Annotated in this window: 17 protein-coding genes and 1 pseudogene; 12 read left to right on the forward strand and 6 right to left on the reverse strand. The window is 66.7% G+C overall.

Annotated features, from left to right (window positions below):
• Positions 1-172: 172 nt before the first annotated feature.
• Positions 173-640 carry a large conductance mechanosensitive channel protein MscL gene (gene mscL, locus QMG72_RS15805; protein WP_283481013.1) on the reverse strand — a complete coding sequence of 156 codons (468 nt, stop codon included), beginning with the start codon at positions 638-640 and terminating at the stop codon, positions 173-175.
• Between the two features lie 205 nt (positions 641-845).
• Here mscL and QMG72_RS15810 point away from each other — a divergent pair.
• The 6 genes and pseudogenes from QMG72_RS15810 (at position 846) to QMG72_RS15835 (ending at position 7,468) form a co-directional block, all read left to right on the forward strand.
• Positions 846-1,953: pseudogene (locus QMG72_RS15810) on the forward strand (FUSC family protein).
• 69 nt (positions 1,954-2,022) lie between these two features.
• Positions 2,023-2,982: an ABC transporter ATP-binding protein gene (locus tag QMG72_RS15815; RefSeq protein WP_283481014.1), complete on the forward strand. Its 960-nt coding sequence runs from the start codon at positions 2,023-2,025 to the stop codon at positions 2,980-2,982.
• A 19-nt stretch (positions 2,983-3,001) separates the two neighbouring features.
• The gene (locus QMG72_RS15820) at positions 3,002-4,156 is read left to right on the forward strand and encodes an ABC transporter permease (RefSeq protein WP_226775639.1); all 1,155 of its coding nucleotides are present in this window, start codon (positions 3,002-3,004) and stop codon (positions 4,154-4,156) included.
• Positions 4,153-5,316 (forward strand): ABC transporter permease, encoded by a 1,164-nt coding sequence (locus tag QMG72_RS15825; protein ID WP_226775640.1) that lies wholly within the window; start codon positions 4,153-4,155, stop codon positions 5,314-5,316. Before QMG72_RS15820 ends, QMG72_RS15825 begins: the two co-directional genes overlap by 4 nt.
• 87 nt (positions 5,317-5,403) lie before the next feature.
• Positions 5,404-6,183: an IclR family transcriptional regulator gene (locus tag QMG72_RS15830; RefSeq protein WP_226775641.1), complete on the forward strand. Its 780-nt coding sequence runs from the start codon at positions 5,404-5,406 to the stop codon at positions 6,181-6,183.
• Between the two features lie 94 nt (positions 6,184-6,277).
• Entirely contained in the window at positions 6,278-7,468 is a 1,191-nt protein-coding gene (locus QMG72_RS15835; protein ID WP_283481015.1) for a 4-hydroxybenzoate 3-monooxygenase, read from the forward strand.
• A 41-nt stretch (positions 7,469-7,509) separates the two neighbouring features.
• Here the strand turns inward: QMG72_RS15835 and QMG72_RS15840 are convergent, their stop codons facing one another.
• The 3 genes from QMG72_RS15840 to purB form a co-directional block, all read right to left on the reverse strand.
• A complete protein-coding gene (locus QMG72_RS15840; RefSeq protein WP_226775643.1) occupies positions 7,510-8,013 on the reverse strand; it encodes a GNAT family N-acetyltransferase in 504 nt (167 codons plus the stop codon).
• A gap of 94 nt (positions 8,014-8,107) precedes the next feature.
• Entirely contained in the window at positions 8,108-8,779 is a 672-nt protein-coding gene (locus QMG72_RS15845) for a histidine phosphatase family protein (RefSeq protein ID WP_283481016.1), read from the reverse strand.
• Positions 8,776-10,218: an adenylosuccinate lyase gene (gene purB, locus QMG72_RS15850; protein WP_283481017.1), complete on the reverse strand. Its 1,443-nt coding sequence runs from the start codon at positions 10,216-10,218 to the stop codon at positions 8,776-8,778. The genes QMG72_RS15845 and purB overlap by 4 nt, the downstream gene beginning before the upstream one ends.
• 158 nt (positions 10,219-10,376) lie before the next feature.
• Between purB and QMG72_RS15855 the strand changes: the two genes are divergently transcribed.
• A complete protein-coding gene (locus QMG72_RS15855) occupies positions 10,377-10,718 on the forward strand; it encodes a hypothetical protein (RefSeq protein WP_226775646.1) in 342 nt (113 codons plus the stop codon).
• Positions 10,718-12,157, forward strand: a complete 1,440-nt coding sequence (locus QMG72_RS15860; RefSeq protein WP_283481018.1) for a hypothetical protein — start codon at positions 10,718-10,720, stop codon at positions 12,155-12,157. The genes QMG72_RS15855 and QMG72_RS15860 overlap by 1 nt, the downstream gene beginning before the upstream one ends.
• 37 nt (positions 12,158-12,194) lie before the next feature.
• Here the strand turns inward: QMG72_RS15860 and QMG72_RS15865 are convergent, their stop codons facing one another.
• Positions 12,195-12,581 carry a phage holin family protein gene (locus QMG72_RS15865; protein ID WP_226775647.1) on the reverse strand — a complete coding sequence of 129 codons (387 nt, stop codon included), beginning with the start codon at positions 12,579-12,581 and terminating at the stop codon, positions 12,195-12,197.
• 83 nt (positions 12,582-12,664) lie between these two features.
• Between QMG72_RS15865 and QMG72_RS15870 the strand changes: the two genes are divergently transcribed.
• The 4 genes from QMG72_RS15870 to QMG72_RS15885 all read left to right on the forward strand — a co-directional run bounded on the left by QMG72_RS15870 (position 12,665) and on the right by QMG72_RS15885 (position 17,725).
• Positions 12,665-13,783 (forward strand): histidinol-phosphate transaminase, encoded by a 1,119-nt coding sequence (locus QMG72_RS15870; RefSeq protein WP_226775648.1) that lies wholly within the window; start codon positions 12,665-12,667, stop codon positions 13,781-13,783.
• 147 nt (positions 13,784-13,930) lie between these two features.
• Positions 13,931-15,175 carry a pyruvate dehydrogenase (acetyl-transferring) E1 component subunit alpha gene (gene pdhA / locus QMG72_RS15875; RefSeq protein ID WP_283481019.1) on the forward strand — a complete coding sequence of 415 codons (1,245 nt, stop codon included), beginning with the start codon at positions 13,931-13,933 and terminating at the stop codon, positions 15,173-15,175.
• Positions 15,175-16,155, forward strand: a complete 981-nt coding sequence (locus QMG72_RS15880) for an alpha-ketoacid dehydrogenase subunit beta (protein WP_226775650.1) — start codon at positions 15,175-15,177, stop codon at positions 16,153-16,155. Before pdhA ends, QMG72_RS15880 begins: the two co-directional genes overlap by 1 nt.
• Before the next feature lie 58 nt (positions 16,156-16,213).
• Positions 16,214-17,725 (forward strand): dihydrolipoamide acetyltransferase family protein, encoded by a 1,512-nt coding sequence (locus QMG72_RS15885; RefSeq protein WP_283481020.1) that lies wholly within the window; start codon positions 16,214-16,216, stop codon positions 17,723-17,725.
• A gap of 12 nt (positions 17,726-17,737) precedes the next feature.
• Here the strand turns inward: QMG72_RS15885 and QMG72_RS15890 are convergent, their stop codons facing one another.
• The gene (locus QMG72_RS15890) at positions 17,738-18,076 is read right to left on the reverse strand and encodes a hypothetical protein (protein ID WP_253031739.1); all 339 of its coding nucleotides are present in this window, start codon (positions 18,074-18,076) and stop codon (positions 17,738-17,740) included.
• Positions 18,077-18,292: the final 216 nt, after the last annotated feature.

Here is an 18,292-nt window from a genome sequence, read left to right on the forward strand (position 1 = left end):
GCGGTAGTGTTCCGGTTTTCGACTAAACCTTTGGTAAAACTTGGACCGTATGATCGCCTCATGGACACAGTCCACGAAACGAAACCGCAGGTCAGGACAAGTTACCGATCCTCGACCCTAGATAACGACCGTTTTCGGGCCGGACGCCGGCCGGTGGCAATTTCCCGCCGCCTCATTTCACGTGTCCCGGTTCGCCGATCCGTGCCGGACCGTGGCCGGACGGCAGACCCTGCGCCGGGCCGGCGAGTTGCGCCAGCAGGTCACGGATTTCGGCGAGCAGGGCGGTGTCCGCCGGGAGCGCTTTCTCTTCCGGCTCCGCGGTTGCGAGGCGCTTCTTGACCAGGCGGTTGATCCGGTTCAGCGGAGCCACAAAGAGGAAGTAGACGACCCCCGCGGTGATCATAAACGTGACGAACGCCGTGATGACCCCGCCAAAGTTAACAAAGGTCTTCTCGTTTCCCGGCCAGATGTGGAATCCGAGCCCGTCTGTTTCGACTCCGCCGACCGCAGCAATGATGGGGTTCACGATGTTTGAGGTGAACGCGCCGACGAGGGCTGTAAATGCAGTGCCAACAACGACGGCGATGGACAGTTCGATCACGTTGCCGCGCAGGATGAAGTCCTTGAATCCTCTGAGCATGGGTCCTCCGGTGTGCTGTGAGATAAAAAAATCTGTGCGCCGTCCCGCGGGCGCGGGGGATCAACCGGTAGACGTTATCACTTCCCGGCGAGGTTCCATTGAACGGCTGGGAAAGCCGGTTCCAGGACCGTCCGGCGTAGCATCGCTCCTGGCTGCCCGCGCCGCCGTCGTAACCAATGGACTGCTGGAAAGGTGCCGCCAACCCGTGAAAATGCTTGCCGAGCTGTTCAGCATTGCGCCCGGCAACAAGGACCACCAGACCGCCGTGCGTTGCGCCATCGGTGTTTTTGTCCCGCTGATCACGCTGGTGTTCCTGGACCGCCTGGATCTGGCGATCTTCGCGTCCTTGGGCGCTTTCACCGGGATTTACGGCCGTAATGAACCGCACGCCAGGCGCTGCGGGCTGCAGCTGAAGGCCGGTGCACTGATGCTGGCAGTTATGCTGCTTGCTGCCCTGCCCGCCCGGGCCGGGGTCGCCTCTGCATTCACGGCGTCGGAGGCCCTCTGGCGCCAGGTGCTCGCCACTGCCTTGGTGGCCGGAAGCTGCTCGCTGATCGTCGCCAGGTGGCGGCTTCGCCCCGCAGGCTCCTTGTTCCACATCTTCGCGTTCGCAGCGATCGCGGCGATTCCGCACCGGCCGCGGCTCTGGCAGGGCCTGCCGGCGGCCGTGGCGGCCGTCGCGTTCTCCGTCCTGGTTGGTATGTCCTCCCGCCTGGTCCGGAGCCGCCGGACACCGTGGGTGGCGCCCGCCACCGGCTCCCTGGCACCGGGTGAAAAACGGACAGCCCTGCGCGGGAGCTTCGGCTCCCTTGTGGCGGCGGGCCTGGCCGGAACCCTCGCAACGCTGGTTGGACAGCTTCTGGGCGTTGGCCACAACTACTGGGCAATGGTGGCCGCCGTAGTCCCGCTCGTGGGCCACACCACCCGGCACCGGGTAAGCCGCGGGCTGCAAAGAATCGTTGGCACCGCGATCGGGCTGGTACTCCTGGCCGGGATCCTGCTCCTGCAGCCCGCACCCTGGCAGACCGTTCTGGTGATCGCCGCCTGCCAGTTCGGCGCGGAGATGTTCATCGCCCGCCACTACGGGCTGGCCCAGATCTTCGTGACCCCGCTGGCCCTGCTTTCGACCCTCCTGGTGGCTCCCTCGGCACCGGGCATACTGTTGCGCGACCGGATCATCGAAAATCGTCATTGGAGCCGCCGTCGGGGTCGCCGTTGTGCTGGCCCCGACGGTGCGGCGCCGTCTTCGACTCCGGCAGCCCCGCTGGCCGGGTACTGTCGGTGCCCCGGGCCGGACAAGGCTCCGGGTCTAAGGTCTCTGTCCGGTGCCTTGTGAAACCGGGAGGCTAGTCTGGAGGAGAACTAGGCTACGGGGGTTGCTGGTGGAAGCCGCACAGGCGCAAATCCGGGACGTGCTTGACGTCAGCGGACTGGTCAAACGCTATGGGGAGCTCACCGCCGTCGGCGGCGTCTCCTTCCACATCGGTGCCGGCGAAACCTTCGGGCTGCTGGGACCCAATGGCGCCGGGAAAACGACAATCATCTCGATGGTCGCGGGCCTGATCGCCGCCAACGAAGGAACCGTCCGGGTGGCCGGCCAGGAGATGGATCCGTCCCGGACGGAGGCCAAGCGGAACATTGGCCTGGTCCCACAGGAACTGGCCATCTACCCGGACCTGACGGCCCGGGAAAACCTGAAATTCTTCGGCCGGCTGCAGGGTCTCACCGGCAGCCGCCTCACCCAGCGCAGCAACGAAGTGCTGGAGCTGATAGGTCTCGCCGACAGGGCCGGCGACCAGACCAAGAAGTATTCCGGCGGTATGAAGCGCCGGCTGAACATCGGCATCGGACTGCTCCACCGTCCCACCCTGCTGATCCTGGATGAGCCGACCGTCGGGGTGGATCCGCAGTCCCGCAACGCCATTCTCGAGTCCGTGGAGAAACTCTCGGTCGACGGCATGGCGGTCCTCTACACAACCCACTACATGGAGGAAGCCGAGCGGCTCTGTGACCGGATCGCGATCATTGACGAAGGCCGGATTCAGGCAGAGGGCACGCGGGAGCAACTGATCACGCTCACCGGCGGCGTGGACCGGATTAATCTTCGCGGCGACGGCAGCATGGCGCGGGCGGCGGAGGTCCTCCGGGAATTGCCCGCCGTGCAGCATGTCGACAACGACGGGGCCGGACTGATGCTGACTGTCAGCGACGGCCCCACAGCGCTCGCGGGAATCGTCACCGGCGCCGCCAGCGCCGGGATGTCGGTAACATCCGTGGAAATCGTCCGGCCGGACCTCGAGTCCGTCTTCCTGCACCTGACCGGCAAAGCGCTGAGGGACTGAGATGCGGGGTCTGTGGGCCATGGTCGCGAACGACCTCCGCCAGCGAGTCCGGGACAAGAGCGTATTCATCTTTTCCCTCATCGTCCCGCTCGCACTGATGGGAGTGCTGAGCCTGGTCTTTGGTGGCCTCGGCGAGGACACCGTTGACCTGAAGCCGGCTACCGTGGTCGCCAGCGCGGACGACGCCGACCAGTTGGGGTCCGTTTTGCTCGGCGCCGTCGATGCACTCGAGATCATGGACGTGACCATCAAACGGGTCCCGGCGGCAGATGTCCGCAGCGAAACGAAGGCCACCGGCGCCGACCTCGGCATCATCATTCCCGAGGGCTTCAGCAATGCGGTGCTCACCGGGCAGGCCGCGCCGGTCCAGCTGGTCGAGGGCAACAACGGGTCGCTGGAAACCTCAGTGCTGATCACCGCCGTCAAGGGGGTTCTGGACCAGTTCGCCGCCGGAACGGTGACAGCGGCCGCCGGCGGCCTGTCCGGGCTGCCGGACCAGGATCTCGCAGCGCTTGCCCGGCAGGCCGTGGACGGACCGCAGTTACTCACCCTGACCGAAGGGAAAGCCGCCGCGGAGCAACTCTCGCTGCGCGGCACACTGGTGGGGGGGCAGGCCGGGCTCTTCCTGATGTTCACCGTCGGGTTCGGCGTGCTGGGGCTGCTGGCGGAACGGGAGCAAGGGACACTGGCCCGGCTGCGGTCGATGCCGGTCTCCGGCTTGATGATCATCACGGCGAAGGCCTGCACCGGCTTTATCCTGGGCGTGCTTGCCACAACTGTCCTGCTCACTGCCGGTTCCCTGCTGTTCGGCGTCTCCTTCGGCTCGCCGCTGGTGGTGGCCGCCCTGATCCTCAGCGTCGTGACCGCCGCGACCAGCCTGACGTTTGTTGTCGCGCGGGTGGTCCGGACGGCTGAACAGGCCAACGCGGCGCAGTCCGTCCTTGCCATGGTGCTGGGAATCGCCGGTGGAGCGTTTTTCCCGGTCCAGGGCACCGGGTTCGCCGCAACGCTGCTGGACCTCAACCCGATCGGCGCGTTTATCCGGGGGCTCGGGATCTCCGCCGGCGGCGGGAGCCTCGGTGACGTGACGGGGCCGATCGCCGTTATGCTTGCTTTCGCCGCTGCGGGGCTGCTGCTCTCAAGGGTTTTGCCGGACCGGGGGGCGCAGGCATGAGCGCCGTGATCGCGATCGCCACTGTGGAACTCCGGCGCTTCCTGCGCGACAAGTCGAACATCTTTTTTGTCTTCGTTTTCCCCCTTATGCTGATCCTGCTGCTTGGTTCGCAATTCGGGGCCGGCAGCGGCCAGGCCAGGGTGGCTATCTCAGGTCCGGCCAGCGAACTTTCCCGGGCCCTGACCGCGGAGCTCCAGTCAGCGGGCGTGGCGGTCTCAACAACGGGGGCTGACGCGGCGAGGTCGGACCTCAGCCGCGGACGCACCGACGTCGGGGTGTTCCTGGATAACTCCGACGCGGCGGCGTTCGACGCCGGACGGCCAACGGAGCTCGACGTCGTGATGGCCTCGCAGTCCTCCGCGCTGACCGTTATGCAGCAGGTCCGCACCGCCGTGCTGGCAGCCGGCCTGGAGCGCAGCCAGCTCGCCGCCCTGACCGGCGCCGGCATCCCGGCCGAGCGGGCCCGGACGGCCCTGGACCAGGCCGCCGTGCAGATAGCGGCGCCGACCGTGGAGATCGTTAATACCAACGACGTTGCGCAGGAGTTCCGCGGGCTGGGCAGGTTCGATCTCGGCGCCTCGCAGCAGTTGCTGCTTTTTGTGTTCCTCAGCTCCCTGACCGGTGCGGCCACCCTCATCCAGGCACGCCGGTTCGGGGTGGTGGGCCGGGTGATGTCCGCCCCGGTTTCCAGTGGCCAGATCGTCGCCGGGCAGGCCCTGGGGCGGTTTGCCATCGCCTCCGTCCAAGGCGGTTTTATCATGGCCGGCACCGCGCTGCTGTTCGGCGTCGACTGGGGCAATCTATGGCTGTCGGCGCTGGTACTGGTGATCTTTTGCGCCGTGTCCGCAGCAGCTGCGATGACGGTGGGCTCGGTGATGGACAACGACACCGCGGCCGCCGGCGTGGGGGTGGGCGGCGGACTGGTCCTCGGCGGACTGGGGGGCTGTATGGTTCCGCCGGAGTTCTTCCCGGAAGCGCTGGCCGCGGTCTCCTTCGCCACGCCGCACCGCTGGGCCTATGAGGCGTTCGCGGCCATCCAGCGCCGTGACGGCACCCTGGCGGATATCCTGCCGCAGCTGGGGGTCCTCGCGGGAATGGCCGCGGTACTGCTCCTGTTGGGCACCTGGCTGCTGCGGCGAAGCCTCAACCGGGCCTTGTAGGGGCGGTTCCGGGTGTCCCGGCCCCGGACGGCACCGGGGCCTGCGGCGTAGAGTGGAAGCAGAATCCATTCAGCGGAAGAGGAGTCCATGGCTAACTCCGGCACCGGGGACTCCGTGGTGGACCGTGTGGTACGGCTGATAGCAGCCTTCCCCGCCGGCGTCACAGTTCTCCCGCTCTCCGAGCTGGCGCAGCGGGCCAGCCTGCCGCCGAGCACCGCCCACCGGCTGGTGAGGCAGCTCGCCGGACATGGACTCCTGGATGTGGGCAGCGGCGGTTCCGTCCGGCTGGGCTTGCGCCTGTGGGAGCTGGTGAACCGGAATTCGCCCACCGTGGCCCTCCGCCAGGCGGCCATGCCGTTTATGGAGGACATTCAGCAGGTGCTTAACCAGAACGTGAACCTGGCCGTGCTGGAGGGCTGGGAAGCGCTGTTCGTCGAGCGGCTCTCCCGCCGCGGCTCCGTCGCGAACCGGGCGCAGATCGCAGGCCGTATGCCGGTGCACGTTTCCTCTGCCGGGATGGCACTGATGGCAAACCAGCCGGCCGAGGTCCAGGCCGGGTATCTTGAGCAGTTCAACGATCCTGCCGGCAGGGTCCGGCGGGAGGAACTCCGGAGCCTGCTTGAGGAGACGGCCGGCCACGGTTTTGCGCAGCTGGCCGGAGTTGTGGACCCGGACACGTGGGGGATTGCAGTCCCCGTGCGTGATGCGAGGAACCGCACTGTCGCGGCGCTCGGCGTGGTTGTGCCGCTGCGTGAAATGCGTCTGCAGGCGCTGGTTCCTGCCCTTCAGACGGCCGCCCGCGGGATCGGACGGCAGCTTTCGCCGGCAGGGACGACGTCTCAATTCCATTCAGCGGAATTTCTGTAACGCCGGTCACGTGTCCGGGCGCACACTGTAGCCAGAGAGAACATCCGGCCCCGGACGCCCAGCAGTCCGGGCCCCGCAACGAAGCGAGGACACCATGGCACAGCGCAGAGTCATCACCACCCAGGTCGCGATCATGGGCGCCGGCCCGGCAGGGCTGATGCTCTCGCACCTGCTGGCCAAACAGGGAATCGAATCCACCGTGATCGAGATCCGCAGCCACCAGGAAATCTCGGAAACCGTCCGCGCGGGCATCCTGGAACACGGTTCCGTGAATATGCTCGTGGACAGCGGCGTCTCGGACCGCGTCCTGCGCGACGGCGACCGGCATGACGGGATCGAACTGCGCTTTAACGGCGAGAGCCACCGCATCGACTTCCAGGACCTCGTTGGGGAGTCGGTCTGGCTCTATCCCCAGACCGATGTTTTCCTCGATCTCGCCGCCCGTCGCCAGAGCGACGGCGGCGATGTCCGCTACGGCGTCACCGACAGCACCATCCACGACCTGGAGAGCAAGCCGAAGGTCTGGTTCAGCGATGCCGAGGGAGTGGACTGGGAGCTGCAGGCGGACTTCATCGTAGGCGCGGACGGCTCGCGCAGCCACAGCCGCTTCCAGATTCCGGAGGCGCAGCGCACGTGGTATTTCCACGAGTATCCCTTCGCCTGGTTCGGGATCCTGGCCGAGGCTCCGCGCAGTTCCGATGAACTGATTTACGCCAACTCCGAGAACGGCTTTGCCCTAATCAGCCAGCGGACCGAAACTGTCCAGCGGATGTATTTCCAGTGCGATCCGAACGAGGACGTCAACAACTGGAGCGACGACCGGATCTGGGACGCCTTCCGCAGCCGGGTCAACGGCAACGGCTTTGAGCTTAAGGAGGGCCCGGTCATCGACAAGATGGTCCTGAAGTTCCGCAGCTTTGTGCACGCACCGATGCGGCACGGCAAGCTCTTCCTCGCCGGCGACGCCGCCCACACGGTCCCGCCGACCGGCGCCAAGGGCCTGAACCTGGCGCTGCATGACGTCAAGGTCCTGTTCGAGGGCCTCGACAGCTTCTATACCTCAGGCAACTCCGTGCTCCTGGATGCTTACAGCGACCGGGCCCTGGACCGGGTCTGGAAGGCCCAGCAGTTCTCCTACTGGATGACGTCCATGCTGCACACCCCCGTGGGGGCCGACGATTTCGCCCGCGCCCGGCAGCTCGGCGAACTCAACTCGCTGGTGGCATCGCGCCACGGGCGTGCCTACCTCGCCGAGGCGTACACCGGCTGGCCGGGCGCGCATTAGCCGTCCTGTCCGACGCGCCCTGCTTCGGCGCGGGACGCGGCTCAGGCCATGGCGGTGTGCGCGGCGGTGTGCGAGTCGATGCCCTTCGCATAACAATACGAGTGCTCCACGCCGACGTACGGGCCGAAGTTCGGCACCGGGACGAAGCCGGAGTTTTCGTAGAATTGCCGGCCGTCGGTCTGGACCGAGCCTGCCTCCGCGGTGATGGAAATGATGCCCAGGGAATGGGCCTGCGCTTCCAGTGCCGCAAGGATGGAGCTGGCCACCCCGGAGCCGCGGGTGTAGGGGAGTACATAGAGCCGTTTGATCTCGGCGGTGTGCGCATCGAGGATGCGCAGGCCGCCGCAGCCCACCGGCTGGCCGGAGGCCTTGTCGTGGGCGACCAGGAACACGGCCGTGTCCGCCTCGGACGGCGGCGGGCCGGGTTCATGGTCATCCCGGCCGAAGCGGGCATCGAGCTCGGCCTGCTGGGCGGCGCGGAGATCCGCACCCACCGGGTTGGCCCAAGTGACCTGCCGGATGTTGAGCCGTGGGTTGGTCTGCATGGCTTCCTCGCTTCGCCGAAGGGTTATGCAGATCAAGGCTAGGCAGCGCCGGTTTCGGCAGTGTTTCCTGCGCGTTAGGGTTCGAAGAATTTCGTTAGCGGGGGCGGCCGGTGGGGTCTTTCGCCGTCGGATCCGCCAGGGCCAGGCCGCCCACGGGACTGTCGTCCCAATGGATGAGCCGCCAGCCGGCGTCGGGGTCCCCTTCCAGCGCCACGATCCCGGTGTTGGCGAGGACATGGCGTGCGGCGAAGTCCGGCGCCACGTTCGCGGCCCGGCGCCCTGCCCAAGCCCGGATCGCGGCGCCGTGGCTGACCACGGCCACCGCCCCGGCGCCGCCGCTCGCCGCGGCCGCGTCGGCGATCCGTGCGATCGAGGCGTCATAGCGCTCGAAGAACTCGTGCCCGCTGGGTCCGGCCGGCATCCTGCGGTCCAGTTCCCCGGCCGCCCACTCAAACACAGTAGTGAGGTAACGCAGGTGAGATTCCTTGTCGGTGAGCTTCTCCAACGCCCCTGCCTCGATCTCCTGCAGCCCCGCCAGCACCTCGATCTCCAGGCCGCGGACGGTCGACAGCGGCGCAGCCGTGATCTGGGTGCGGATCAGGGTCGAGGCGAACAGCAGCTCGATCTGCTCATCCGCCAGCGACCGCGCCAGGGCGGCTGCCTGCCGCTCGCCGAGCTTGGTCAGCCCTGGACCCGGGTGGGCGGTGTCCAGTTGTCCCAGGACGTTCCCGGGGGTCTGGCCGTGGCGGATGAGCAGGAGCCTCATGCCAGGTGGTCCACCAGCTGGTCCGCGATTCCGGTGTACTTGCCGGGGGTCAGCGCGAGCAGCCGGGCTTCGGCGTCGGGGGACAGGCCCAGGCTCTGCACAAACTCCTGCATCCGGGCCGCGTCGACTCGCTGCCCGCGGGTCAGGTCCTTGAGCCGCTCGTAGGGGTTTTCCATCCCTTCCACGCCGGCGATCGCTTCCGCCCGCATCACCATCTGGATGGCCTCACCCAGGACTTCCCAGTTGGTGTCGAGGTCCGCGGCCAGCGTCTCTTCGGCGACCTTGAGCCGGTCCAAGCCCTTCGCGACGTTGGAGATGGCCAGCAGCGAATGGCCGAACGCCACACCAATGTTGCGCTGCGAAGAGGAATCCGTGAGGTCCCGCTGCCAGCGGGAAGTGACCAGGGTGGATCCCAGGACGTCCAGCAGCCCGGCGGAGATCTCCAGGTTGGCCTCGGCGTTTTCGAAGCGGATCGGGTTGACTTTGTGCGGCATGGTGGAGGATCCGGTGGCTCCCGCGACCGGAATCTGCACGAAGTAGCCAATTGAGATGTAGCTCCAGATGTCTGTGCAAACGTTGTGCAGGATCCGGTTAAACCGCGCGACGTCGGCGTACAGCTCCGCCTGCCAGTCGTGGCTTTCAATCTGGGTGGTCAGCGGGTTCCAGCTCAGGCCCAGGCCCTCAACAAAGCTCTTGGCAACGTGCTGCCAGTCGGCACCGGGTACGGACGTGACATGGGCGGCGTAGGTGCCGGTCGCGCCGTTGATTTTTCCGAGGTATTCGGTCCGGGCGATGCGGTCGAGCTGCCGGGTCAGGCGGTGCGCGATAACGGCAAGTTCCTTGCCGAGCGTGGTGGGAGTTGCCGGCTGGCCGTGCGTGCGCGAGAGCATCGGCACGGACCGGTTCTCCTCGGCCATGGCGCTGATCTGCGCAACGAGCTTGCGGGCGGCGGGCAGCCAGACGTCCTCGACGGCGCCCTTGATGCCGAGGGCGTAGGAGAGGTTGTTGATGTCCTCGGAGGTGCAGCCAAAGTGCACCATGGCCGTCAGGTCCTCGATGCCGATCCCGGGCAGGCGGCGGCCGATGTAGTACTCCACGGCCTTGACGTCGTGCACCGTGACGGCTTCGATGTCTGCCAGTTCCGTGATTGAACCGGCGTCGAATTCGGTGACGATAGCGCGCAGCTTCTCCTGCTGCGCCGCGCTCAGGGGGCCGGCGCCCGGCAGCACGTTGTTGCCGGTCAAGTGGATCAGCCATTCAACCTCGACGGCGACCCGGTCACGGTTCAGGGCGGCCTCGGACAGGTAGTCGACCAGCGGCGCGACGGCGGACTGGTACCGGCCGTCCAGCGGGCCGAGCGCGATCTGTTGTGGGGAGGCGGCGAGGGCCAGGCGTCCGGACGGCGTGCGGGTATCGGCTGTGGCGGCAGTTTCAGGCATGCTCCGATTCTTTCACGAAGTCGTGCCGGGCTTTAAGTGCGCTGAACCATGTGACTTCCGGCAGCTTCCTCCTCCCCGGCGCCGCCTTCACCGGCGGTTGTCCACATGGCGCCGCGGGGGGCTTTCGGGTGCTCACCGGGGTCCCTAGCGTCGGTGTTATGGACAGCGGGACAGCCGGAATCAGCGTTGGTGCGGGCGGCACATCCTCCGGGGCCTTGTTGGCCGCGGAGGCCGAGGCGTGCGCATCACGCAGTTATGAGGTTCAGCAGCTTGCTGCCCGGCTGGCTGGCTGCGCCGACCGCGCCGACGCCGCGCTCGCGGATCTGGTCAGGCTGGAACTGCAAAGCTGGCAGTCCCCGGCCGGCCGGGCCTACCGGACGGCGCTGTCCGTGCAGGCCGCGTCCCTGCGCCACGGCCGGATTGCATTGCACGATGCCGTGGCCGCAGTGCTTCGGCATGCCGGGAGCGTGGCGGTGGCCCAGGGACGGCCAGGCTACTGATGGCCGGGGCCCCGCCGGACGGTTCCGGGGCAGCGCCTGTCCCGGCTGCCCCGGTGGATGGAACGCTGCAGATCCGTGGCGGCGTGGGCGGGCTCAGTTTCCAGTTTGAGGAGTTACTGGCGGGAGCATCGGCACTCGAGAGGATCGCCGGGGAGCTGGCGGAGGCGGAAGCGGAAACAGGCAGGGTACGCCGCGCGCTGCTGCCATACCAGCCCGACCCGCACGCCTACGGCAGCCAGCCAATCCTCGCGGTCGGGGAAGGTGCCCGGGCCGTGGGCCAAGTCCGGATCGGATTGGAACGGCTTTGCCGCGAGGTCCGGGCGAGCCACCGTGAGTATGAGTTCGCCGAAGCCCGGAACGCCTTGCTGCTGCGGATCGGCCGAAGCGGCCCGGGCTACCTCCCGCTGTGGGGGCTGGCCGGTCTGCCTCCCATCACCCTCCGCGACACGGTGGAGGACGAGGTGGCTATGGCCCCCGGGAGGCTGGCGCTTCTGCTTGGGCTACCGGCGGGCCCCGCCGTTGCAGGCGGTTCCGGCGACGGGGCCGGTGTCCGCTCTGCCATCCGCGGTTTGGCGGCCGTCCCGGGCCTGGAGTTCCTGCGGCCCCGACCCGTGCACATCGCGGCCAGCGAAACGCGGACGGAGGATGTCGACGTCTCACCGGCCGGACTGCTGGTGCGGGCCGGGGCAATCGGCCGCAACAGCGGTGATATCGAGATCCTCCGCATGCAGGACAACGGCCACCCGGCATGGGCGGTGATCATCCCCGGAACACAGGTGGATGGGCCCCAGCAGGGGACCAACCCGTTTGACACGGCAGGCATCGCTGAGGCCTTGGGGTACGACTCGGCCGGGACTGCAGCGGCCATCCGGCAGGCACTGGCAGCGGCGGGCGCCGGGGCAGGAGACCAGGTGGCCGCCGTCGGCTACAGCCAGGGTGGTATCCACGCCATGAACCTCGGCCGGGACAAGGCATTCCTGGCCGACTACGAGCTGAAATTTGTGCTCACGGCGGGTTCCCCGGTGGGCGGGATTGAACTTGCCGGCGGTGCCAGCAGTCTGCACCTGGAACATGTTCAGGATTGGGTCCCCGGGGCGGACGGAGTGCCCAACCCCGACACGAAGGAACGGGTGACTGTCACGCTAACCAGCCCGATTCCCGCGCCTGAATGGCTGGGTTCGGGCCTGGGGCCGGGCCACGACCTGGGACGTTATGCCGAGGGTGCCCGGGACATCGCGGTCAGCCGGGATCCCTCGCTGCAGGCTTCCACGGCCGCGCTCGCGGCAGTGGTTGGCGCGGGCGGACCCGCCGCGGTGACTCGGTTCTCCCTCCGGCGCGAGGCTATGCCATCGCCTCGGCGCTCGACGCCGATGGCTCCGGGGCCGCGGCGCAACCCCGGGGAAGGCTCGGGACCGGCAACCGAACGGCCAGCGGCCTAGCCTGCGCAGGCCCGGCCGATGGGTTCGCGCAGACTTCCTAGCGGTCGAGCGCGGGGAGGGCGCTCGCAAGGAGCGAAACTGCGCTGATGACAAGGGCGGCCAAAACCGCTGTCCAGAAGAAGGTATCAATCGTGAAATGCACAGCGGTGTAGCTGCTGATCCAGGACGTCAGGTAGAGCATTCCGGCGTTGATAACCACGGTGAAAAGGCCCAGGGTGAGGATGGTGATCGGCAATGACAGGAGGCTGACGATCGGCTTGACGACCGCGTTGACAACGCCGAAGATCAGGCCGATGAACAGGTAGCCCAGGACGATGCTGAGGGTGTCGTCGCCTGCGGTGGAAATGTTCAGGCCGGTGAGGATCCAACAAGCGATTCCAAGGGCCAGGGCATTGATGATGACGCGTACGATGAATGAGCGCATGGCCCCATGCTGTCATAAGCCCGGCGGCACGGGCAGGGGCCATATCTCCCATCCGCGGCAAAGACCCGACGTAGGCTGTTGGTATGACTTCATCAGATAACCCGGCTGGGGGCATCAAGCCACGTCCGGTGGTAGACCTCCTTCCCCGCTACGCGGCCGGCAAGCCGCCAGTCCCCGTCGAAGGCCTGGTCAGCTACAAGCTTTCCTCCAATGAAAACCCGCTGCCACCGATTCCTGCAGTGCAGCAGGCCATCGCAGCGCAGACCGATTTCAACCGGTACCCGGATCCTTTGAGCAGCAAGCTGCGCAGCGCCCTCGCTGCCTTCCTTGGCGTCCCAGCGGAGGATATCGTCACCGGAGCCGGCAGCCTCGGCGCGCTGAACCAGCTCCTGACGACCTTCGCGGGGCAGAACGACGACGGCAAGCCCGACGAGGTCATCTACGCCTGGCGCTCCTTCGAGGCCTATCCGATCTGCGTCGGCCTGGCTGGCGCAGACAGCGTCAGGATCCCGCTGACCGGTGAGGGCCGCCACGATCTCGACGCCATGGCCGCAGCGGTGACGGCCCGGACCCGGATGATCCTGCTCTGCACACCGAACAACCCCACCGGGCCGATCCTGACCACCGCGGACACAGAACGTTTCATCAAGCGGATACCCTCGGATGTCCTGGTGGTCATCGATGAGGCTTACCAGGAGTTCGTCCGCGACGAGCACGCCGTCGACGGCATCGAAATGTACCGGAAGTACCCCAACGTTGTTGTCCTGCGGACGTTTTCAAAGGCCCACGGCCTCGCCGGGCTGCGCGTTGGCTACAGCGTGTCCCACCCCGAGCTCACGCAGCACCTGCGCGTAGCCGCCACCCCCTTCGCGGTCTCCCAGATCGCTGAAACAGCCGCCGTGGCATCGCTGCAGCACTTCGGTGATGTTGTAGAAAGGGTACAAAGCATTGTGGACGAACGTGACCGGGTCACGGCCGGGCTGCGGTCACTGGGCTGGTTTGTGCCGGAGGCGCAGGGCAACTTCGTGTGGCTCGACCTCGGTCCCGACAGCACCGAATTTGCCGCCCTGGCAGGGGAGCGGGCCCTCTCCGTCCGGGCGTTCGCCAACGAGGGTGTGCGGGTCAGCATCGGCGAAGCCGACGCTAATACCCGGTTCCTTGAGCTCTGTGCGATCTATACAAAACCGCCACGGCGTTCCTAGCGCTTAACATGTCGGCCGAGACTCGCCGGCTGAGGATAAAGTTAGGACCAGTAAGCCAAAATATATACCGGCCCGGGAATGCATAACCGGCAGGGCATATATCCCAGCGATTGCGACGCATTCGGATGCGGCAAGCAAGGAGACGGTATGGGCGCCACACATCTGCCCTCTACCGAGTTCGACGGAACCGACATTGAGGATCAGCTCGAGGCTGAAGCCGAAGCCCACGTGGGGGACCCGGATGAGCCGATGGTGCAGCTCCTCGCCCCTGACGGCACGCTCCGCTCGGATCCCGTCTACTCGGAATACGCCGGGCGGCTCGACCCGGAAAAACTGCGCGGCTTCTACGCCGATATGGCGAAAATCCGCCGCTTCGACGTCGAGGCGACTGCGCTGCAACGCCAGGGCCAGCTGGCCCTCTGGGTTCCCCTCACCGGTCAGGAAGCCGCCCAGATCGGCTCCGGCAGGGCCAGCCAGCCACAGGACTACATCTTCCCCACCTACCGCGAACACGGCGTCGCCCTGACCCGCAACGTGGATCTTGCCGAGCTGCTGCGACAGTTCCGCGGGGTGTCCAACGGTGGCTGGAACCCCAAGGACACCAACTTTCATCTCTACACACTTGTCCTCGCCGCGCAGACTCCGCACGCGGTCGGCTACGCAATGGGAATCCAGCGCGACCAGAAGTTCGCGGCGGCCGCCGCAGCAGCGAACGGGGCAACGTCGCCGGTTCCGGAGCCCAAGGCGGCCGTTATGGTCTATTTCGGCGACGGCGCCAGCTCCGAAGGCGACGTCCATGAATCCATGGTCTTCGCATCCTCATACAAGGCACCCGTCGTTTTTTTCTGCCAGAACAATCACTGGGCGATCTCCGTCCCCAGTTCCGTGCAGACCCGAGTCCCGCTGGCCGACCGGGCCAAAGGCTACGGGTTCCCGGGCATCCGGGTGGACGGAAACGACGTGATCGCCGTCCATGCCGTGACCGAGTGGGCGCTGGAACGTGCCCGCCAGGGCGAAGGCCCGGTGTTGATCGAGGCGTTTACCTACCGTGTCGGCGCGCACACCACGGCTGACGATCCCACGAAGTACCGGGAATCAGCCGAGGAAAGCCGTTGGCGGGCCAAGGATCCGCTGGAGCGGCTGGAGAAGTATCTGCGCGCCGAGGGTTTCGCCGACGACGCATTCTTCGCTCAGGTCAAGGCCGACGGCGACGATCTCGCCGCGTATGTCCGCAAGACCACCCACGACCTGGAAACCCCTGACATCCGGACCGCCTTCGCCAACACCTACGTGGAAGCCCACCCGCTGGTGGCCGAGGAACTGGCCTGGTTCGAGGAGTACAGCGCAGGCTTCGCCGACGATTCGGCGGCCCCGGCAGAAGGTGCCAACTGATGACCACCATGACCATTGCCAAGGCCATCAATGAAGGCCTCCGAGCGACGCTGACGGACCACCCCCGGTCCCTGCTGATGGGCGAGGACATTGGGCCCCTGGGCGGTGTATACCGTGTCACCGACGGCCTGATCGCCGAATTCGGTGCCGACCGCGTGGTGGACACCCCGCTGGCGGAGTCCGGCATCGTTGGTACCGCGATCGGGTTGTCCCTGCGCGGGTACCTGCCGATCTGTGAAATCCAGTTCGACGGGTTTGTTTTTCCGGGCTTCAACCAGATCACCACGCAGCTGGCCAAAATGCGTGCCCGCAGCAACGGCAACCTGACGGTACCCGTTGTCATCAGGATCCCTTATGGCGGCGGCATCGGCTCGATCGAACACCACTCGGAGTCCCCGGAGGCATTGTTCGCCCATACCGCCGGACTGCGCATCATCACCCCGTCGAACCCGCACGACGCTTACTGGATGATCCAGCAGGCAGTCGAGTGCCAGGACCCTGTGATTGTTTTCGAACCCAAACGCCGATACTGGCTCAAGGGCGAGGTCGACACCGGTTCCCCCGGCGCCTCCGCAGACCCGTTTAAGGCCCATGTCCTCCGCGAGGGCACGGACGCCACAGTGGTTGTTTACGGCCCGCTGGTGCCGGTGGCCCTCGCGGCTGCCAATGCCGCCGCCGAGGACGGTCACAGCGTCGAGGTGATCGACCTCCGTTCCATTTCGCCAATCGACTTCGACACCGTCACGGACTCCGTTAAGAAGACCGGCCGGCTGATCGTGGCCCACGAGGCTCCCACCTTCGGCGGCATCGGCGGCGAAATCGCGGCCCGGGTCAGTGAGCGCGCTTTCCACTCCCTCGAGGCGCCGGTGATCCGCGTCGGCGGCTTCCACATGCCCTACCCGGTGGCCAAGGTAGAGGAAGACTACCTGCCGGACATCGACCGGATCCTTGAGGCACTGGACCGTGCCCTCTCCTACTGACTGAGCCCTTCCCTCCCGGCCGCTTCCCGCTGAGGCGCCTTCTCCCAACAAGGACAACATGACTCTCCACAAGTTCAACCTCCCCGATGTGGGCGAAGGACTGACCGAGGCCGAGATCGTCGCCTGGAAGGTTAAGCCCGGCGACACGGTGGCCATCAACGATGTCCTCTGCGAAATCGAGACGGCAAAATCGCTGGTCGAGCTGCCCTCGCCGTTCGCTGGTACCGTGACCGAACTCCTCGTCGCGGAGGGACTGACGGTAGACGTCGGAACCGCGATCATCAGCGTGACCGACGCCCAGGCTGCTGCCGGCGCGCCGGCCCCCAAACCGACGGCTCCAGAACCGACGGCTCCCGATGCGCCGCTTTACGGCACGCTGGCGGAGGGCACGCTCGACGCCGTCGAATCGGACGGCCGCCCGGCCGCCGGTCCCCTGGTGGGTTCCGGTCCCAAGGCCGACGCCGTCAAGCGCCGCCGGCGGGTTGCCCCGCCGGCAGCCAGGCAGGCGGTGTCCGCGGCCCCGGCCGCAGAACCGGCAGCGCTGGCTGAGCCGGTCGAGAGCCACGACATCTGGATAAGTCCGGAAGCCGTCGCGCACGCCGAACGCCCGGCCGCGGCTGCCGCGCCGGATCAGCGTCCCACCCTCGGCGGGGCCATCACAGGCCTGGTCAGCCGGGTTCTGGCCAAGCCTCCGGTGCGAAAGATTGCCCGCGACCTTGGCATCGATCTGGCCGACGTCGTCCCCACCGGGGCCCGCGGCGAAGTGACCCGCGAAGACCTGGTCAGTTACCAGTCCCAGCGCGACGCGGAACTGGATAAGGCGGACACTTTCTGGGGCAGGACGGGCAGCCCGCAGGAACGGCGGATCGAGCGGATTCCGGTCAAGGGCGTCCGCAAGGCCACCGCGCGGGCCATGGTCGAGTCGGCCTTTGCGGCCCCGCACGTCAGCATCTTTGTCGACGTCGACGCCAGCCGGACCATGGAGTTCGTCAAACGGCTCAAGGCCTCCCGTGATTTTGAAGGCATCAAGGTTTCCCCGCTCCTGATCCTCGCCAAGGCGGTCATCTGGGCGGCGGCAAGGAACCCGAGCGTCAACGCAACCTGGGTGGACAACCAGGACGGCAGCGACTCCGCCGAGATCCATGTCAAGCACTTTATGAATTTGGGAATTGCGGCGGCAACGCCCCGTGGCCTGATGGTCCCGAACATCAAGAACGCCCAGGACCTGTCGCTAAAAGAGCTGGCCCTGGCCCTGAATGACCTTGCGACCACTGCCCGGGCCGGAAAGACCCAGCCCGCCCAGATGCAAGGTGGGACCTTGACGGTCACCAACATCGGGGCCCTCGGCATCGACACGGGCACACCGATCATCAACCCGGGCGAGGTGGCGATCGTGGCTTTTGGCACCATTAAGCAGAAGCCCTGGGTCCTCGACGGCGAAGTGATTCCGCGCTGGATTACAACGCTCGGCGGCTCGTTCGACCACCGGGTGGTCGACGGCGACCTCTCGGCGCGGTTTATGGCCGACGTGGCGGCGATCCTGGAAGAGCCCGCCCTCCTGCTCGACTGAGCCCCGTGGGTGCTAGGTGCCCGAGTAGCTCGACAGCATCGCGGCCAGGCCCGGATCCCCGCTGATCCCGGCCAGGGCGGCGGCGGCCGCCATCATCACCGCGGCGAAGCCGGAGGTGCACGCGGTGACCACAGCGAAGAACTTCCAGTCCTCGCGCAGGACGCTCCGGATGGTGTCCGGCATCCGGAGCCCGGGGGAGATGACGTTGGGTGCACTGTCGGTGGAGCCGTCGTCCAAAAAAGCGATAACCCGGCCGGCCCCGCGGTCCACCCGCATGGTGCTGATGTGGTTGCCGTGACGGGCCAGGAGTATGTCGTGGCCAACGAGCTGGCGGCGCTGAAGAGTGGGCATTGTGGTCCCCCAAGTGAGAAAGTTGGATGTCCACGCCGGTGGGGGCAGCTCCAATTTTACCGCCGTGCCGATGCTGCGCCCGGCCGGAATCAGCGTGAGGCTAGCCATGGAGGGCAGTGACGCGGCTCAACACAGTTCCTGTCCAGGGCCGGCCGGCGGCATTAGAGTTGCACCAGCCGCCGCCAACCGTGCGGACGCGGATCAAAGGAGATATTG

Origin of the sequence: Pseudarthrobacter sp. PH31-O2, from assembly GCF_030063265.1 — a bacterium.
In the GTDB taxonomy this organism is placed as follows: Bacteria; Actinomycetota; Actinomycetes; order Actinomycetales; family Micrococcaceae; genus Arthrobacter.

What these genes read in the sequence shown, in the direction of transcription:
- QMG72_RS15830 (WP_226775641.1), top strand. Translation starts at nt 5,404, where the DNA reads ATGGCTAACTCCGGCACCGGGGACTCCGTGGTGGACCGTGTGGTACGG.
- QMG72_RS15890 (WP_253031739.1), bottom strand. Translation starts at nt 18,076, where the DNA reads ATGCCCACTCTTCAGCGCCGCCAGCTCGTTGGCCACGACATACTCCTG.
- QMG72_RS15825 (WP_226775640.1), top strand. Translation starts at nt 4,153, where the DNA reads ATGAGCGCCGTGATCGCGATCGCCACTGTGGAACTCCGGCGCTTCCTG.
- purB (WP_283481017.1), bottom strand. Translation starts at nt 10,218, where the DNA reads ATGCCTGAAACTGCCGCCACAGCCGATACCCGCACGCCGTCCGGACGC.
- QMG72_RS15840 (WP_226775643.1), bottom strand. Translation starts at nt 8,013, where the DNA reads ATGCAGACCAACCCACGGCTCAACATCCGGCAGGTCACTTGGGCCAAC.
- QMG72_RS15845 (WP_283481016.1), bottom strand. Translation starts at nt 8,779, where the DNA reads ATGAGGCTCCTGCTCATCCGCCACGGCCAGACCCCCGGGAACGTCCTG.
- QMG72_RS15880 (WP_226775650.1), top strand. Translation starts at nt 15,175, where the DNA reads ATGACCACCATGACCATTGCCAAGGCCATCAATGAAGGCCTCCGAGCG.
- QMG72_RS15855 (WP_226775646.1), top strand. Translation starts at nt 10,377, where the DNA reads ATGGACAGCGGGACAGCCGGAATCAGCGTTGGTGCGGGCGGCACATCC.
- QMG72_RS15835 (WP_283481015.1), top strand. Translation starts at nt 6,278, where the DNA reads ATGGCACAGCGCAGAGTCATCACCACCCAGGTCGCGATCATGGGCGCC.
- QMG72_RS15885 (WP_283481020.1), top strand. Translation starts at nt 16,214, where the DNA reads ATGACTCTCCACAAGTTCAACCTCCCCGATGTGGGCGAAGGACTGACC.
- mscL (WP_283481013.1), bottom strand. Translation starts at nt 640, where the DNA reads ATGCTCAGAGGATTCAAGGACTTCATCCTGCGCGGCAACGTGATCGAA.
- pdhA (WP_283481019.1), top strand. Translation starts at nt 13,931, where the DNA reads ATGGGCGCCACACATCTGCCCTCTACCGAGTTCGACGGAACCGACATT.
- QMG72_RS15865 (WP_226775647.1), bottom strand. Translation starts at nt 12,581, where the DNA reads ATGCGCTCATTCATCGTACGCGTCATCATCAATGCCCTGGCCCTTGGA.
- QMG72_RS15870 (WP_226775648.1), top strand. Translation starts at nt 12,665, where the DNA reads ATGACTTCATCAGATAACCCGGCTGGGGGCATCAAGCCACGTCCGGTG.
- QMG72_RS15860 (WP_283481018.1), top strand. Translation starts at nt 10,718, where the DNA reads ATGGCCGGGGCCCCGCCGGACGGTTCCGGGGCAGCGCCTGTCCCGGCT.
- QMG72_RS15820 (WP_226775639.1), top strand. Translation starts at nt 3,002, where the DNA reads ATGGTCGCGAACGACCTCCGCCAGCGAGTCCGGGACAAGAGCGTATTC.